Source organism: Stenotrophomonas sp. YIM B13575 (genome assembly GCF_042787595.1).
GTDB lineage: Bacteria > Pseudomonadota > Gammaproteobacteria > Xanthomonadales > Xanthomonadaceae > Stenotrophomonas > Stenotrophomonas lactitubi_B.
Genome location: NZ_JBHZOP010000080.1, coordinates 1 through 14,982 on the forward strand (window position 1 = coordinate 1; position 14,982 = coordinate 14,982).

At 66.7% G+C, this 14,982-nt stretch carries 16 protein-coding genes; 5 read left to right on the forward strand and 11 right to left on the reverse strand.

Annotated features, from left to right (window positions below):
- Positions 1–50: 50 nt before the first annotated feature.
- The 10 genes from ACFX4F_RS13655 to ACFX4F_RS13700 form a co-directional block, all read right to left on the reverse strand.
- Positions 51–500, reverse strand: coding sequence for a DUF6491 family protein (locus ACFX4F_RS13655; protein WP_380656131.1), 450 nt, complete (start codon positions 498–500; stop codon positions 51–53).
- Between the two features lie 323 nt (positions 501–823).
- Positions 824–1,537 carry a lipoprotein-releasing ABC transporter ATP-binding protein LolD gene (lolD, locus tag ACFX4F_RS13660; protein WP_089240372.1) on the reverse strand — a complete coding sequence of 238 codons (714 nt, stop codon included), beginning with the start codon at positions 1,535–1,537 and terminating at the stop codon, positions 824–826.
- Entirely contained in the window at positions 1,530–2,771 is a 1,242-nt protein-coding gene (locus tag ACFX4F_RS13665; RefSeq protein WP_380656134.1) for a lipoprotein-releasing ABC transporter permease subunit, read from the reverse strand. The genes lolD and ACFX4F_RS13665 overlap by 8 nt, the downstream gene beginning before the upstream one ends.
- A gap of 23 nt (positions 2,772–2,794) precedes the next feature.
- Positions 2,795–3,244: a hypothetical protein gene (locus ACFX4F_RS13670; RefSeq protein WP_380656137.1), complete on the reverse strand. Its 450-nt coding sequence runs from the start codon at positions 3,242–3,244 to the stop codon at positions 2,795–2,797.
- Positions 3,195–3,443 carry a succinate dehydrogenase assembly factor 2 gene (locus ACFX4F_RS13675; protein ID WP_380656140.1) on the reverse strand — a complete coding sequence of 83 codons (249 nt, stop codon included), beginning with the start codon at positions 3,441–3,443 and terminating at the stop codon, positions 3,195–3,197. The genes ACFX4F_RS13670 and ACFX4F_RS13675 overlap by 50 nt, the downstream gene beginning before the upstream one ends.
- Positions 3,444–3,540: 97 nt before the next feature.
- Positions 3,541–4,326, reverse strand: coding sequence for a succinate dehydrogenase iron-sulfur subunit (locus tag ACFX4F_RS13680; protein ID WP_025878815.1), 786 nt, complete (start codon positions 4,324–4,326; stop codon positions 3,541–3,543).
- Positions 4,327–4,392: 66 nt separating this feature from the next.
- The gene (gene sdhA / locus ACFX4F_RS13685; protein WP_025878814.1) at positions 4,393–6,183 is read right to left on the reverse strand and encodes a succinate dehydrogenase flavoprotein subunit; all 1,791 of its coding nucleotides are present in this window, start codon (positions 6,181–6,183) and stop codon (positions 4,393–4,395) included.
- 31 nt (positions 6,184–6,214) lie between these two features.
- Positions 6,215–6,601, reverse strand: a complete 387-nt coding sequence (gene sdhD / locus ACFX4F_RS13690) for a succinate dehydrogenase, hydrophobic membrane anchor protein (protein ID WP_025878813.1) — start codon at positions 6,599–6,601, stop codon at positions 6,215–6,217.
- A complete protein-coding gene (sdhC, locus tag ACFX4F_RS13695) occupies positions 6,598–6,990 on the reverse strand; it encodes a succinate dehydrogenase, cytochrome b556 subunit (protein WP_089240360.1) in 393 nt (130 codons plus the stop codon). The genes sdhD and sdhC overlap by 4 nt, the downstream gene beginning before the upstream one ends.
- A gap of 56 nt (positions 6,991–7,046) precedes the next feature.
- Entirely contained in the window at positions 7,047–7,220 is a 174-nt protein-coding gene (locus tag ACFX4F_RS13700; protein WP_080149151.1) for a DUF1674 domain-containing protein, read from the reverse strand.
- A 39-nt stretch (positions 7,221–7,259) separates the two neighbouring features.
- Here ACFX4F_RS13700 and ACFX4F_RS13705 point away from each other — a divergent pair, with 39 nt between their 5' ends.
- A complete protein-coding gene (locus tag ACFX4F_RS13705; protein ID WP_380656145.1) occupies positions 7,260–8,135 on the forward strand; it encodes a YgfZ/GcvT domain-containing protein in 876 nt (291 codons plus the stop codon).
- Between the two features lie 127 nt (positions 8,136–8,262).
- Here the strand turns inward: ACFX4F_RS13705 and ACFX4F_RS13710 are convergent, their stop codons facing one another.
- Entirely contained in the window at positions 8,263–9,345 is a 1,083-nt protein-coding gene (locus ACFX4F_RS13710) for an ABC transporter ATP-binding protein (RefSeq protein ID WP_099820144.1), read from the reverse strand.
- A 352-nt stretch (positions 9,346–9,697) separates the two neighbouring features.
- On the opposite strand from ACFX4F_RS13710, the gene zwf reads away from it, so the two are divergent.
- Genes zwf through edd form a run of 4 tightly spaced genes read left to right on the forward strand, consistent with a single transcriptional unit; the run spans position 9,698 to position 14,832 of the window.
- A complete protein-coding gene (gene zwf / locus ACFX4F_RS13715) occupies positions 9,698–11,134 on the forward strand; it encodes a glucose-6-phosphate dehydrogenase (protein WP_380656149.1) in 1,437 nt (478 codons plus the stop codon).
- Positions 11,131–12,138: a glucokinase gene (glk, locus tag ACFX4F_RS13720; protein ID WP_380656152.1), complete on the forward strand. Its 1,008-nt coding sequence runs from the start codon at positions 11,131–11,133 to the stop codon at positions 12,136–12,138. The genes zwf and glk overlap by 4 nt, the downstream gene beginning before the upstream one ends.
- Positions 12,135–12,857, forward strand: a complete 723-nt coding sequence (pgl, locus tag ACFX4F_RS13725; protein ID WP_380656155.1) for a 6-phosphogluconolactonase — start codon at positions 12,135–12,137, stop codon at positions 12,855–12,857. The genes glk and pgl overlap by 4 nt, the downstream gene beginning before the upstream one ends.
- Before the next feature lie 58 nt (positions 12,858–12,915).
- A complete protein-coding gene (gene edd, locus ACFX4F_RS13730) occupies positions 12,916–14,832 on the forward strand; it encodes a phosphogluconate dehydratase (protein WP_099820141.1) in 1,917 nt (638 codons plus the stop codon).
- Positions 14,833–14,982: the final 150 nt, after the last annotated feature.

Sequence of the window (14,982 nt, forward strand, 5' to 3'; positions counted from 1 at the left end):
GCCATGCCCGGCGGATGCGGGAACGCCGGGCATGGCCCGGCGCTACCGGCCTATTTCGCGGACTCTTCGCGTTCCTGCACCTGCGCCTGGCGCAGTTCCTTTTCCTCTGCCCGCAGCGACTTCACGTCCAGCTTGCGGATGGTCTTGATGAAGCACGGCATGCGCGGGCCGCTGGTCGGATCGCGCACCAGCACCTTGTCGAACGGTGCCGAGACGCGGCCCATGTGACTGGTCAGGCCGATCGCCGGTGCGTAGGACAGATCCGGGCACGGCCCGCTCAGCTCCAGCAGGTAGGCCTCGCTGGGCTTGGTCCAGACCGCCAGCGCACTGTCGCCCAATTCGGTCCAGCCATTGAGGCTGCCGAAGAACTGCATGTCCTTCTGCGGTGCCCCGGCGTGGGCACGATACAGCTCCAGCTTCTCGGCACTGCCCAAACGGCCGGTGGTTGCGCAGCCAGCCAGGGCCAGGCACAGCCCGGCGATCAACAACGGGGTCTTCATGGCGATCTCCACGGAGGAACTGTGCCGATCATGCACCCGCCGGGGTGGTGCCGGCGCAACGGCCGGCAGCCCAGTTCAGCCGTTGGTCGGCGGTCCCAGGTCGCTTGCAACCGCGGTAGTCGCCAACCTCGGTTGGCGCTTGGCCTGCAGGAGCAGCCGACCAAGGTCGGCATCTACCATAGCGGGCCCAGCCCGCTCAGACGTCGGCGTGGGCCAGCGCGTGCAGGCGCCCTTCGCGTCCGGTAGTCGCCAACCTTGGTTGTCGCTTGGCCTGCAGGAGCAGCCGACCAAGGTCGGCATCTACCAGAGCGGGCCCAGCCCGCTCAGACGTCGGCGTGGGCCAGCGCGTGCAGGCGCCCTTCGCGCAGCTCCAGCACCCGGTCCAGGCGTCGCGCCAGCGAGCGGTCATGGGTGACCAGCACCAGGCTGGTGTGACGGGCACGATTGAGCTCGAGCATCAGCTCGAACACGGTCGCCGCCGTGCGGTCATCCAGGTTGCCGGTCGGCTCGTCGCCCAGCACGCAGGCCGGGTGATTGACCAACGCGCGCGCCACTGCAGCACGCTGGCGTTCGCCACCGGACAATTCGCCGGGCTTGTGGTCCAGGCGATGGCCGAGGCCGACCGATTCCAGCAGCGCGGTCGCACGCGTACTGGCCTCCGCCACTGCGGTACCGGCCAGCATCACCGGCATCATCACGTTTTCCAGCGCGGTGAATTCCGGCAGCAGGTGGTGGAACTGATAGACGAAACCCAGCGCCTGGTTGCGCAGCAGGCCGCGCGAGGTGTCCGACAGCGCGGACATGCGCTGGCCGGTGACGTAGACCTCGCCCGCGGTGGGCGTGTCCAGCCCGCCCAGCAGGTGCAGCAGCGTGCTCTTGCCGGCGCCCGAGGCGCCGATGATCGCAACCGTCTCGCCGGCGGTCACCGTCAGGTCCAGGCCATCGAACACCGGGGTCTGCATGCGCCCTTCAGCGTAGGTCTTGCCCAGCGCTTCGGCACGGATCACTTCATCGCCGCGATTGAAGACCTTATTCATAACGCAGGGCCTCCGCCGGCTGGGTGCGTGCTGCCCGCCAGGCGGGATACAGAGTGGCCAGGAAGCTCATCAGCAGCGCGACCAGGGTGATCACCACGATGTCGCTGGTCTGCATGTCGGTGGGCAGGCCGGTGATGTAGTACACATCCTCCGGCAGCAGCTTGATCTTGAACACCGTTTCGATCGCGCCGAGGATGCGCTCCAGGTTCAAGGTCAGGGTGATTCCGCCGATCAGGCCTGCGAGGGTGCCGAAGATGCCGATCAGCGAGCCCTGCACCATGAACACCTGCATCACCCCGCCCGGGGTCAGGCCGAGGGTGCGCAGGATCGCGATATCGGCCTGCTTGTCGGTCACCAGCATCACCTGCGAGGACACCAGGTTGAACGCGCCCATGGCGATGATCAGCGAGAGCAGGATGCCCATCACCACTTTTTCCATGCGCAGCGAGTGGTACAGGTTGGCGTTCTGCTGGGTCCAGTCGCTGACCCGATAAGCGCCGCCTAGGTTCTGCGCCAGGTCCACGCCCACCTCCAGCGAGCGGTCCATGTCATGCAGCTTCAGGCGGACGCCGGTGGCACCATCGGAACGCAGTACGCGCTCCAGGTCCTTCATGTTGGCAAAACCCACACCGCGATCGACTTCGTTGTAACCGGCCTCGAAGATGCCGCTGACGGTGAAGCGCTTCATCCGCGGCACCGCGCCGGCCGGCGTGCCCTGCACTTCCGCGAAGGTCACCAGCACCTGGTCACCGACATCCACGCCCAGCCAGACCGCCAGTTCCTTGCCCAGCAGCAGGTTGAAGCTGCCCGGGGTCAGGCTGCCGTAGCTGCCCTTGGTGACCTTCTTGTCGATCACCGATACCTTGGGCTCCAGCGCCGGGTCGATGCCCTGGATGATCGCACCCTGCACACGCGGGCCACTGATCATCGACTGGATCTCGATGTATGGCGCAGCACCGGCCACGCGCGGGTCCTTGTTGGCCACGTCGACCACGCGCATCCAGTCCGGCATCGGCTCGCCGTCGCGGCTGATGGTGGTGTGTGCGGTCATCTGCAGCAGGCGGCTGCGGATCTCCTTCTGGAAACCGCTCATCACCGCCAGTGTGGTGATCAGCACCGTCACCCCGAGCGCGATGCCCAGGATCGATGCCATCGAAATGAAGGAGATGAAGCCGTTGCGGCGCTTGGCGCGCAGGTAGCGCAGGCCAATGGCCACGGGAATGGGTTTGAACATGCAGGCACGCCAGTCGATTCAGCCTATGGTGCCACCGACCGGGGCTTACGGGAAACGGCGCGTGCGGATACGGCCAGTCGCAGTTCACGTCGCTGCCCGCGATCGAGTACATCCGGCCAGAACAACAGCCGTCGACGGCGCCAGCCTTCGCGCCACTGCAGCAGCAGCCAGGGCCCGCGCACCACCAGTCGCGGCTCGGCAATGTCCTGCCCGTCCACGCGCAGCGGCTCAGGCAGGGGCGGCAGCTGCAGCAACGCGCGGGGCCGCCGCAGGCGCCAGGCCAGCTCGGCCAGGCCCAGCACCCAGACCCCGATCAGTACGGGAACCAAGTGCCCCGGCGGCAGATCCGAGGCACGCAGCAGCCACGGCGCGGCCAACAGTACCGCCAGCTGGGCGCTGGCCTGCAGCCGCGAGGGGCGCCACTCAAGGCTTGAGGGCGAGGATCTTGTGCATGAGGGGGACGGCGTGCGCATGCGGGCAGGCCTCGTAGCCCATGAACCAGCGCCACAACTTATCGTCCTCGCAGTCGAGCAGGAACAGGAAAACCTCGCGCTCTTCGGTCGGCGCACTGCTCCATTCGCGGTCCAGGTAGCGACCGAACAACTGGTCCAGTTCGCGCATGCCGCGCCGGCAACGCCAACGCAGCTTCTTCAGCAGAACATCGTCTTCCATCGTGTCTCTCCAGATACAGCAAAGCCACGCATGGCGTGGCTCTGCTGGGAGGTGCAGCCACGCGTGGCGTGGCTCTACCGGGTACAGCCGGGCCGTATCAGGCGCGGCGTTCCATCATCAGCTTCTTGATCTCGGCGATCGCGAGCGCCGGGTTCAGGCCCTTCGGGCAGGTCCGGGCACAGTTCATGATGGTGTGGCAGCGGTACAGCTTGAACGGATCTTCCAGATCGTCCAGGCGCGCACCGGTGTCCTCGTCGCGCGAATCGATGATCCAGCGGTAGGCCTGCAGCAGGATCGCCGGGCCCAGGTAACGCTCGCCGTTCCACCAGTAGCTCGGGCAGCTGGTCGAGCAGCACGCGCACAGGATGCACTCGTACAGACCATCAAGCTTCTTGCGGTCTTCCGGCGACTGCAGGCGCTCACGGTCCGGCGGTGCCGGGGTCTGGGTGCGGATCCACGGCTTGATCGAGGCGTACTGCGCGTAGAAGTGGGTCAGGTCCGGAACCAAATCCTTGACCACGTTCATGTGCGGCAGCGGGTAGATCGGCACTTCCTTCTTGCCGCAGTCCGAGATGGCTCGGGTGCAGGCCAGGGTGTTGGTGCCGTCGATGTTCATCGCGCACGAACCACAGATACCTTCGCGGCACGAGCGGCGGAAGGTCAGGGTCGGGTCGATCTCGTTCTTGATCTTGATCAGCGCGTCCAGGACCATCGGACCGCAGGCGTCCAGATCGACGTCATAGGTGTCGGTGCGCGGATTGCTGTCGTCGTCCGGACTCCAGCGGTAGATCTTGAAGGTGCGCACGTTCTTGCCGCCGGTCTTGGCGGGGAAGTGCTTGCCCTTCGTGATCTTGGAATTCTTGGGGAGTGAAAACTCGGCCATGGCTGCTCTCGTTGGCTCAGGCGGCCCGCGCCCGAGGGCGCGGATTGCATGTTAGGCGGGGTCGGATCAGTACACGCGCGGCTTCGGCGGCACCACGGACACGTCATCAGTCAACGTGTACATGTGCACCGGACGGTAGTCGAAGCTGCACTTGCCCTTCTCGTCCACGCTGACCAGGGTGTGCTTCTGCCAATTGACGTCGTCGCGGTCCGGGAAGTCCTCGTGCGCGTGTGCGCCGCGGCTTTCCTTGCGCTGCTCGGCCGAGTTGATCGTCGCCACCGCATTCAGCAGCAGGTTGTTCAGCTCGTAGGTCTCGATCAGGTCCGAGTTCCAGACCAGCGAACGGTCGGAGACCTTCACGTCCTGGAACGAGTCGAAGATCTTGTCCATCTTCTCGCAGCCTTCCTTCAGCGTCTGGCTGGTACGGAAGACCGCCGCGTCAGCCTGCATGGTGCGCTGCATGCGATCGCGGATGACCGACGTCGGCGTATCGCCGTTGGCGTGGCGCAACTTGTCCAGCAGGCCCAGTGCCTTGTCGCAGGCGTCGGCCGGCAGGGTCTTGTGCGCCGCGCCCGGGGTGATCGTCGCCGCGCAACGATTGGCCACCGCACGCCCGAACACCACCAGATCCAGCAGCGAGTTCGAGCCCAGGCGGTTGGCACCGTGCACCGAAACGCAGGCCGCTTCGCCGATGGCGTACAGGCCCGGCACGACCGCATCGGGGTTCTCGCCGTCCTTGCGCACCACTTCGCCGTGGTAGTTGGTCGGAATGCCGCCCATGTTGTAGTGCACGGTCGGGATCACTGGGATCGGCTGCTTGTGCACGTCGACGCCAGCGAAGATGCGGGCGCTCTCGGCGATGCCCGGCAGCTTGTCGTCGATCACGCCCGGGCCGAGATGGGTCAGGTCGAGCAGGATGTGGTCCTTGTGCTCGCCGACGCCGCGGCCTTCGCGGATTTCGATGGTCATCGAACGGCTGACCACGTCACGCGACGCCAGATCCTTGTAGTGCGGTGCGTAGCGCTCCATGAAGCGCTCGCCGCTGCTGTTGCGCAGGATGCCGCCTTCACCGCGGACACCCTCGGTGATCAGGCAGCCGGCGCCGTAGATGCCGGTCGGATGGAACTGCACGAACTCCATGTCCTGCATGGCGATGCCGGCGCGCATGGCCAGGCCGCCACCGTCGCCGGTGCAGGTGTGCGCCGAGGTGGCGCTGAAGTAGGCACGGCCGTAACCGCCGGTGGCCAGCACCACGCCCTGGGCGCGGAACAGGTGCAGCGTGCCGTCGGACATGTCCAACGCCAGCACGCCGCGGCAGGCACCTTCGTCATCGAAGATCAGGTCGAGTGCGAAGTACTCGATCATGAAGCGAGCGTCGTGCTTCAGCGACTGCTGGTACAGCGTGTGCAGCATCGCGTGGCCGGTACGGTCGGCCGCCGCGCAGGTACGCTGCGCCGCCGGGCCTTCGCCGTACTGGGTGGTCATGCCACCGAACGGACGCTGGTAGATCTTGCCTTCGGCGGTGCGGCTGAACGGCACGCCGTAGTGCTCGAGCTCGATGATCGCCGGAATCGCTTCACGGCACATGTACTCGATGGCGTCCTGGTCGCCCAGCCAGTCCGACCCCTTGATGGTGTCGAAGAAGTGGTAACGCCAGTCGTCCTCGCCCATGTTGCCGAGCGCAGCGGAGATACCGCCCTGGGCGGCGACGGTGTGCGACCGGGTCGGGAAGACCTTGGTCAGGCACACGGTCTGCAGGCCCTTGGCGGCCAGGCCGAACGTGGCACGCAGGCCGGCGCCGCCGGCGCCCACCACGACCATGTCGTACTTGTGTTCGGTAATCTTGTAAGCGGACATCTAGTCTGGATTCCTGTCTTGGCGCCTGGGCTCAGGCAACGCCGAGGGCGATGCGGCCCACCGCAAACACACTGACGATCATGCCGAGCACGGCGACGAACTTCACCGCGGTCTGCAGCACCAGGGCCAGCAGCGATTCGTGGATGTAGTCCTCCAGCACGACCTGCAGGCCGAGCTGGGCGTGCCAGAACATGGCGATCAGCAGGCCGATCAGCGGAACGGCGTTCCACGGCTTGGCGATCGCGGCAGTGGCGGTCACGTAATCCGAGCCCAGCAGGCCCAGCACGAACACCAGGAACCAGATGCCCAGCACCACCAGTGCGGCGGCGGTCAGGCGCTGATGCACGAAGTGCTCGGTGCCGGTCTTGGCCGAACCGAGACCGCGCACGCCCTTCAACGGGGTACGGAACTTGCTCACGCGGCACCTCCGAACATCACATAGGCCCACACCGCCAGGGTGATCAGCAGGCTGCCGATCACCGACATCCAGCTGCTGCGGATGAAGGTGGCAATGCGGAATCCGATCGCGAAGTCCTGCACGATATGGCGGATGCCATTGCACAGGTGATAGGCGAACGACCATGTCCACGCGAACAGGAACACGCGGCCATACCAGGCCCCGGCATGGCCGGTGAAGCAGTTCCAGGATTCGGGCCCCATCATCAGAGCCAACAGGCCTCCGGCGATGATGAGGGCACCAACAGACAGAAAGACGCCAGTGGCTCGATGCAGGATCGAGGTGGCCATCTGAATCTGCCAGCGATACACCTGAAGGTGCGGAGAAAGGGGACGTTGTCTGGTCGCCATTCGCTGGGCTCGTTGTCTCGGCTGGGCGGCATAAGGCCGCGTTGGCTCAATGCTGATCAAAAATCGATGCAGCGTCCGTTTTTTTCCCAATCGCCATACCGCACCGGATCGAGTCCGCCGCGGCCACCGAATTCCTCTTCCACCTCTGGTTGTTCCACGGGCACAGGGACCGGTGGGACCAGCGGGGCTTCAGCTTCGGCGTCGGGAGTGGGGGTTGTTTGGCCTATCATGATGGGTCTCGCAACGCACAAATTTTAGACCTCGTTCACGTGCCTGACAACCTTCCCCCTGCTTTCGTCGCATATCCGCGCCTGCCCGGCCATCAATTGCTGAGCCTGCAGGGCGTGGATGCAGCGGCTTTTGCCCATGCCCAGTTCAGCAGCGACGTGACCGCCCTGCCCCTGCTGCACTGGCAGTGGAGCGCGTGGCTGAGCGCCAAAGGCCGCACCCTGGCGGTGTTTCAGCTGCTGCGGCTGGCCGATGACCATGTGCTGCTGGTGCTCGCCGACGGCGATGCCGATGCGATTGCGTCGCAACTGCAGCGTTTCGTGTTCCGCCGCAAGGTGAAGGTGGCGGTGCGCAACGATCTGGCCGTGGCCGGTGCGTTCACCGCGCCCGAGGCCGCCAGTGGCGCCGCCATTGCGCGCAGCGCAGGTGACGGCTGGGAGCTGGACCTGGGTAGCGACGCGCTGCCGCGCACCCTAGTTATTGCCGCCAGCGATACCTTTGCCGCCGGTAGTGACGCCGATGAGGCCGCTTTCGCCCTGGCCTGGCGCCAGGCCGATCTGCGCTACGGGCTGCCGCGGCTTGAAGAAAGCCAGCGCGAAGTGTGGACGCCGCAGCAATTGGGCCTGGACCGCCTCAACGGCTACAGCGTGAAGAAGGGTTGCTACCCCGGTCAGGAAATCGTCGCGCGCACCCATTTCCTCGGCAAGGCCAAGCGCGCGGTGCAGCTGCTGCATACCGCAGCACCGGCGCAGGCGGGCGATGGCGTGCAGCAGGATGGCGCCGCGCTCGGCACCCTGGCCAGCGTGGCCGGCGATCTGGCACTGGCCGTGCTGCCGCTGGAGACCAGCGACAGCGAACTGCAGGTGGGTGATGCGCCCGCGCAGCGGATGCCGCTGCTGGACGGGTTGGCGCGCTGAGGCGCCGATCCGGTACGTCATCCACGCATGGCGTGGATCTACCGAGCCCGAGCCCCTGTTCCGATGGGTGCGGACCGTCGGTCCGCACTGCGATCAAGCAGCCGAGCGTGGACTCGGCTCTACAGGACTACAGGCGCTCGCCGGTTTCCGGGTTGAAGAAATGCAGGCCCTGCGGGTGGATCGCCACCCGGATGTCCTCACCCACGCCCGGCAGCGACTGCGGCGCCACGCGCATGGTCAGCGCGTGCTGGCCGCTGCTCATGTTGACGAAGATCTCGTTGCCGACCGGCTCGATGCCTTCGATGCGCGCGGTGAACGCATGCGTGTCTTCGCTGCCTGCCGGCTGCAGGTGCTCGGGACGCACGCCCACGGCGATCGGCTTCTGCAGCCACGCCGGATCGATCGTCGCCTGCCCCAGCGGAGCACGCCAGTCGCCGTCGACCACGGTCACGCCACCGGCATCGCCCTGCAGCGTACCGCGCAGCACGTTCATCGCCGGGCTGCCGAGGAAGCCGGCCACGAACAGGTTGGCCGGACGGTCGTACAGCGCCATCGGCGTGTCGATCTGCTGGATGATGCCGTCCTTCAGCACCACGATGCGCTGGCCCAGGGTCATCGCTTCGACCTGGTCGTGGGTCACGTAGATCATGGTGGTGCCCAGCTTGCGGTGCAGCTGCGCGATCTCGGTGCGCACGCTGTGGCGCAGCTTGGCATCAAGATTGGACAGCGGCTCGTCGAGCAGGAACACCGCCGGCTCGCGCACCAGCGCACGGCCCAGTGCAACACGCTGGCGCTGGCCGCCGGACATCGCCTTGGGCAGCTTGTCCATCATCTCGGTCAGGCCCAGCGTCTGCGCAGCTTCGCTGATGCGCTTGTCGATGGTCGCCTTGTCATGCCCGCGCAGCTTCAGGCCAAAGGCCAGGTTCTCGGCCACGGTCATGTGCGGGTACAGCGCGTAACTCTGGAACACCATCGCGATGTCGCGATCCTTCGGTGCCACGTCATTGACCACGCGATCACCGATGGTCAACGTGCCACCGCTGATCTCTTCCAGCCCGGCCACCATCCGCAACAGGGTCGACTTGCCACACCCGGACGGGCCCACCAGCACCATCAGTTCGCCGTCGGCCACCTCGAAGGTGGCGTCCTTCACCGCGACCTGGCCGTTGTCGTAGACCTTGCGCACACCCTGCAACTGCACTTTTGCCATTTCACTCATCCAGTCCGCCCGACGCCGGGCTGTCTTTTGGGACTGCCTCGGCCCTCCCGATGGCAGTGATGATTGCGCGGTTGCCGCATGACGGCGACCACTGCAATCGAATACAGTTGCCCATTCTGCCATGTAAACGTTTTCACGTGGCACTATCCGAACGTCGGTGCGCGCCGACCTGCACCGTCGACCGAACGAAGGGTTGCCGCTGTAGTGGTTTCGATTGGAACGGTGCTCCGGCAAGCCGGAAAACCGATCCAGATGAGCCTCGGACAGGCAGTTGCGCGGATGTCCCCCGAACCCAGCCATGAAGCGATTGACAACGATGTCACCCGGATCTGAAACTCGAGCGATGCACGACACACTCTTCCTGTTTGGTGCCACAGGTGATCTGGCCCAGCGCTACCTGTTCCCTTCGCTGCTGCGCCTGCTTGGCGACGGCCTGCTGCCGGAGGATTTCCGCATCCGTGCGCTGGCCCTGTCCGGCCATGACACCGAAGCCTTCCATGACATCCTGCGGCCCCGCCTGCAGCAGGCGATGCCGATGGCCAGCCAGGAGGACATCGCCTCCCTGCTGCGTCGCATCGACTACCGCTCGGTCGACCTGCGTGACGTCGACTCGGTCGCCGCCGCGGTGTCGGACCTGGTCGACCGCCGCTGCGTGAGCTACCTGGCGATCCCGCCGGGCCTGTACATCTCCACCTGCGAAGGCCTGGCCAAGGGCGGCGCACTGGCTGCACCGGCACGCCTGATGCTGGAGAAGCCGATCGGCAGCGACAGCGAAAGCGCCGAGGAGATCATCACCACCATCGGCCAGTGGATCGACGAAGACCGCGTGTTCCGCCTCGACCACTACCTGGGCAAGGCGGCGGTACAGAACCTGATCGCGCTGCGCTTCGGCAACACGCTGCTGGAAGCGGTATGGAATCGCAACTACATCGAATCGGTGCACATCCTGGTCGCCGAAAGCGAAGGCGTGGATGGCCGTGACGCCTACTACGCACGCTCCGGCGCCCTGCGCGACATGGTGCAGAGCCACATACTGCAGCTGCTGTGCATGGTGGCGATGGAGCCGCCGGCGTCGCTGGAAGCCGACCGCATCCGCGACGAGAAGGTCAAGGTGCTGCGTGCACTGCGCCCGCTGGATGCCAAGCACGCCGCGCGTGACAGCGTGCGTGGCCGCTATACCGCCGGCAGCATCAACGGTCAGCCCGCACAGGCCTACCAGCCGCCGGAAGGCAGCGACGTGGAGACCTTCGCCGGCGTCACCGCGCACATCGACAACTGGCGCTGGAGCGGCGTGCCGTTCCACCTGGTCACCGGCAAGCGCCTGCCCGAGCGCACCACCCGCGTGGTGGTGACCCTCAAGCCGGTCACGCACTGGCTGTTCGAACGCCCGCAGCGTGCGCAGGCCGCACCGAACCGCCTGGTGTTCCAGCTGCAGCCGCAGGAGAACATCGAGCTGGGCCTGATGAGCAGCCTGGCCGGTCCGGAATGGGGCGCGCTGGAACTGCAACCGCTGGAACTGGAACTGTCGGTACCGACCGGCCTGCATCGCCGTATCGCCTACGAACGCCTGTTCCTGGACGCCTTCAACGGCAACCACACCCTGTTCGTGCGCGATGACGAAGTGCGCGCCGCCTGGGCCTGGATCGACAGCGTCGCCGATGCCTGGAAGGCAGCCGACCTGGCGCTGGAACCCTACCCTGCCGGCCAGTGGGGCCCGGCCAACGCGGTCGACTTCCTGCCGCAGGGCGTGGATGCGCCGGATAGCGGAGCGTCGGAATGAGCGCCAGCAGCCAGCCCGTGCTGGTCGCCGACATCGGTGGCACCAATGCCCGCTTCGCCCTGGCCGACACCTCGCAGGACGCCCCGCTGCTGAAAGAGAGCATCCGCGAGTACGCAGTGGCGGAGTTCCCGTCGCTGGGTGATGCCGCGCGCCACCATCTGGAACAGATCGGCGCCACCGCAGGCCGTGGCGTGTTCGCAGTCGCCGGTCGTGTCGATGGTGACGAAGCCCGCATCACCAACCATCCGTGGGTGATCTCGCGCAGCCGCACGGCCGCGATGCTGGGTTTCAACGAACTGCACCTGATCAACGACTTCGCCGCGCAGGCGATGGCGATCTCGCTGCTGCAGCCCGATGACGTGGTCCAGGTCGGCGGTGCCGCCTGGGTTCCGGGCAAGCCGGGCCAGCCGCGCAACTACGCAGTGATCGGGCCGGGTACCGGCCTCGGCGTCGGCGGCCTGATCCTTCGCCACTGTCGCTGCTACCCGCTGGAAACCGAAGGCGGCCATGTCAGCTTCCCGCCGGGAACGCCGGAAGAGATCCGCATCCTGGAGATCCTGTCCGAGCAGTTCGGGCGCGTCTCCAACGAGCGGCTGATCTGCGGCCCCGGCCTGGTCAACATCCATCGCGCCATCTGCGAGATGGCAGGTATCGACCCGGGCCAGCTGCAACCGGTGGACGTGACCGCCCGCGCCCTGCACGGCGATCCGCAGGCGATGCGTACCGTGGATGTGTTCTGCGCGGTGTTCGGCGCCATTGCCGGTGATCTGGTGCTGACCCAGGGCGCCTGGGACGGTGTATTCCTGACCGGCGGGCTGACTCCGAAGATGCTCGATTCATTGCAGCACTCCGGTTTCCGCCAGCGCTTCGAACACAAGGGCCGGTTCTCTTCGATCATGGCGCGGGTACCGTCGCTGGCCGTGATGCATCCCCACGCCGGACTGCTGGGCGCTGCTGCCTATGCGGCCGACGCCGAACGTGACGCACCAGGAGTTGCCGCATGAGCCCCACCTTCAATGACGACCGCATCGAGTTCATCAACCACGGCGATGCCGATGGCTGGATCGAAGCGGTCGCTGCCGAAATGGCACAGGCGATCAACCACGACATCACCGAGCTGGGCCGCGCACGCATCCTGTTGTCCGGCGGTACCACGCCGGCTCCGGTGTACCAGGCGCTGGCCGAACTGGACGTGCATTGGGACCGCGTTGAAGTGAGCCTGGCCGACGAGCGCTGGCTGTCGCCGCAGGATCGCGACAGCAATGCGTGGCTGGTGCGCGAGAACCTGCTTACACGTGCTGAAGGTGCGCACTTCGATCCGCTGGTGCGGATCGGCAAGCCGCTGCCCGAGTGCGTGTACACCGCCAACCTGCAGGCCCAGCACAGCCAGCCGCCGAGCCTGGTCGCACTGGGCATGGGCAATGACGGCCATACCGCCTCGCTGTTCCCGGGCTCGAAGGACCTGACCCGCGCGCTGGAAAGCACCCTGCCGTATGCCGCGCTGGATGCCACCGGCTGTCCCGGTGCCAACCAGTGGCCGCTGCGCATCACCCTGACCCCGCGTGGCCTGGCCCAGTGCCGCCAGCGTCTGCTGCTGCTGCGCGGCAAGCAGAAGCTGCAGGTGCTGCGCCAGGCTCTGGACAGCAACGACCCGCAGCAGTATCCGATCCTCAACGCGATCAACCTGGACGGCGCGCGCCTGCGCGTCCACTGGGCTGATTGATGTCGGCGGCGGCGCCCTGCCGTCGCCTGCCTCTCGCCACCTCGAACGCCGGTAGCCAATGAGCCTCCATCCGCAACTGCAAGCCATCACTGAGCGCGTCATCCGCCGCAGCGCCGCCTCGCGCGCCGCCTATCTGGCAGCGATCGACGCCTCCCTGCGCGATGGCCCGTTCCGCAGCCGCCTCAGCTGCGGCAATCTTGCCCACGGTTTCGCCGCCTGCGGTGGCACCGACAAGAGCCGCCTGCGCGGCGGCGTGACGGCCAACCTGGGCATCATCACCGCCTACAACGACATGCTGTCGGCGCACCAGCCGTTCGAGGCCTATCCCGAACAGATCCGTGCAGTGGCCCGCGAACTCGGCGCGACTGCACAGGTGGCCGGTGCCGTGCCGGCGATGTGCGACGGTGTCACCCAGGGCCGTGGCGGCATGGAGCTGTCGCTGTTCTCGCGTGATGTCATTGCCCAGGCCACCGCGATCGGGCTCAGCCACGACATGTTCGATACCACCGTGTACCTCGGTGTGTGCGACAAGATCGTGCCGGGCCTGCTGATCGGCGCCCTCGCCTTTGGCCATCTGCCCGCCGTGTTCGTGCCGGCCGGGCCGATGACGCCGGGCATTCCCAACAAGCAGAAGGCCGAAGTGCGCGAGCGCTACGCCGCCGGCGAAGCCACGCGCGAAGAACTGCTGGAAGCCGAATCGGCCTCGTACCACGGTGCGGGCACCTGCACCTTCTACGGCACCGCCAATTCCAACCAAGTGCTGCTGGAGGCGATGGGCGTGCAGCTGCCGGGCGCGTCGTTCGTCAACCCGGACACCGCGCTGCGCGATGCACTGACCCGCGAAGCCACCGAGCGTGCGCTGGACATCACCGCGCTGGGCGACGATTTCCGTCCGCTGGGCCGGATCATCGACGAGCGCGCGATCATCAATGCGGTCATCGCGCTGATGGCCACCGGCGGCTCGACCAACCACACCATCCACTGGATCGCCGTGGCACGTGCCGCCGGCATCGTGCTGACCTGGGATGACTTCGACGAGCTGTCGCAGCTGATTCCGCTGCTGGCGCGGGTCTATCCGAACGGCGAGGCCGACGTGAACCGCTTCGCCGCTGCCGGTGGCCCGGCGTTCGTGTTCGGCGAGCTGATCAAGGCCGGCCTGATGCATGGCGACCTGGTCAGCGTGGCCCGTGGCGGCATGGCCGACTACGCCCGCGAACCGCAGCTGCGCGAGGGCAAGCTGGTGTATCTGCCGGGCCTGGAACGCAGCGCCGATGAAGAAGTGGTGCGCGGTGTCGACAACCCGTTCGAGAGCCAGGGCGGCCTGCGCCTGCTGCGCGGCAACCTCGGCAAGTCGCTGATCAAGCTGTCGGCGGTGAAGCCGCAGTACCGCACCATCGAAGCGCCGGCCGTGGTGGTCGATGCGCCGCAGGTGCTGAACAAGCTGCACGCCGGCGGCCTGCTGCCGGAGCATTTCGTGGCGGTGGTGCGCTACCAGGGCCCGCGTGCGAACGGTATGCCGGAACTGCATTCGCTGGCACCGCTGCTGGGCCTGCTGCAGAACCAGGGCCGGCGCGTGGCGCTGGTCACCGATGGTCGCCTGTCCGGCGCGTCCGGCAAGATTCCGGCGGCGATCCACGTGACCCCGGAAGCTGCACGCGGTGGTCCGCTGGGCAAGGTGCGCGAGGGCGACATCATCCGCCTGGATGGTGAGGCCGGCACGCTGGAAGTGCTGGTGGACGCGGCCGAATGGGCGGCGCGTACGCATGCGCCGAATACTGCGCCGGCCGCCAATGACCTGGGCCGCAACCTGTTCGCGATCAACCGGCGCGTGGTGGGTCCGGCGGATCAGGGTGCGATCTCGATTTCGTGCGGTCCGGCGGCGGCTGATGGTGGGCCGTGGGATTACGACGCGGAGTATGAGCTGGGGCACGATGCTGCGGCTGCGGCGGCGCCGCATGAGGCGAAGGACGCCTGAGGGATTGAAGAGCGTTGCGGGTTTGTCGCAGCGGTGAGTTTGCTGGCGGCGGCGGAGGGCAGGCCGTCGCCAGGACACGCCGTAAATACGTCCCTGTAGGCTCGGTCGCGCCATCCATGGCGCTCACGGTCCTGGCGACGGCCTGCCCTC

Excerpts from the sequence above, each read along its gene's own strand:
- zwf (WP_380656149.1), top strand. The coding sequence starts at position 9,698 with ATGCACGACACACTCTTCCTGTTTGGTGCCACAGGTGATCTGGCCCAG.
- sdhC (WP_089240360.1), bottom strand. The coding sequence starts at position 6,990 with ATGGCGACCAGACAACGTCCCCTTTCTCCGCACCTTCAGGTGTATCGC.
- ACFX4F_RS13700 (WP_080149151.1), bottom strand. The coding sequence starts at position 7,220 with ATGATAGGCCAAACAACCCCCACTCCCGACGCCGAAGCTGAAGCCCCG.
- ACFX4F_RS13710 (WP_099820144.1), bottom strand. The coding sequence starts at position 9,345 with ATGGCAAAAGTGCAGTTGCAGGGTGTGCGCAAGGTCTACGACAACGGC.
- ACFX4F_RS13680 (WP_025878815.1), bottom strand. The coding sequence starts at position 4,326 with ATGGCCGAGTTTTCACTCCCCAAGAATTCCAAGATCACGAAGGGCAAG.
- pgl (WP_380656155.1), top strand. The coding sequence starts at position 12,135 with ATGAGCCCCACCTTCAATGACGACCGCATCGAGTTCATCAACCACGGC.
- glk (WP_380656152.1), top strand. The coding sequence starts at position 11,131 with ATGAGCGCCAGCAGCCAGCCCGTGCTGGTCGCCGACATCGGTGGCACC.
- ACFX4F_RS13665 (WP_380656134.1), bottom strand. The coding sequence starts at position 2,771 with ATGTTCAAACCCATTCCCGTGGCCATTGGCCTGCGCTACCTGCGCGCC.
- ACFX4F_RS13670 (WP_380656137.1), bottom strand. The coding sequence starts at position 3,244 with ATGCGCACGCCGTCCCCCTCATGCACAAGATCCTCGCCCTCAAGCCTT.
- ACFX4F_RS13675 (WP_380656140.1), bottom strand. The coding sequence starts at position 3,443 with ATGGAAGACGATGTTCTGCTGAAGAAGCTGCGTTGGCGTTGCCGGCGC.
- edd (WP_099820141.1), top strand. The coding sequence starts at position 12,916 with ATGAGCCTCCATCCGCAACTGCAAGCCATCACTGAGCGCGTCATCCGC.
- lolD (WP_089240372.1), bottom strand. The coding sequence starts at position 1,537 with ATGAATAAGGTCTTCAATCGCGGCGATGAAGTGATCCGTGCCGAAGCG.
- sdhA (WP_025878814.1), bottom strand. The coding sequence starts at position 6,183 with ATGTCCGCTTACAAGATTACCGAACACAAGTACGACATGGTCGTGGTG.
- ACFX4F_RS13655 (WP_380656131.1), bottom strand. The coding sequence starts at position 500 with ATGAAGACCCCGTTGTTGATCGCCGGGCTGTGCCTGGCCCTGGCTGGC.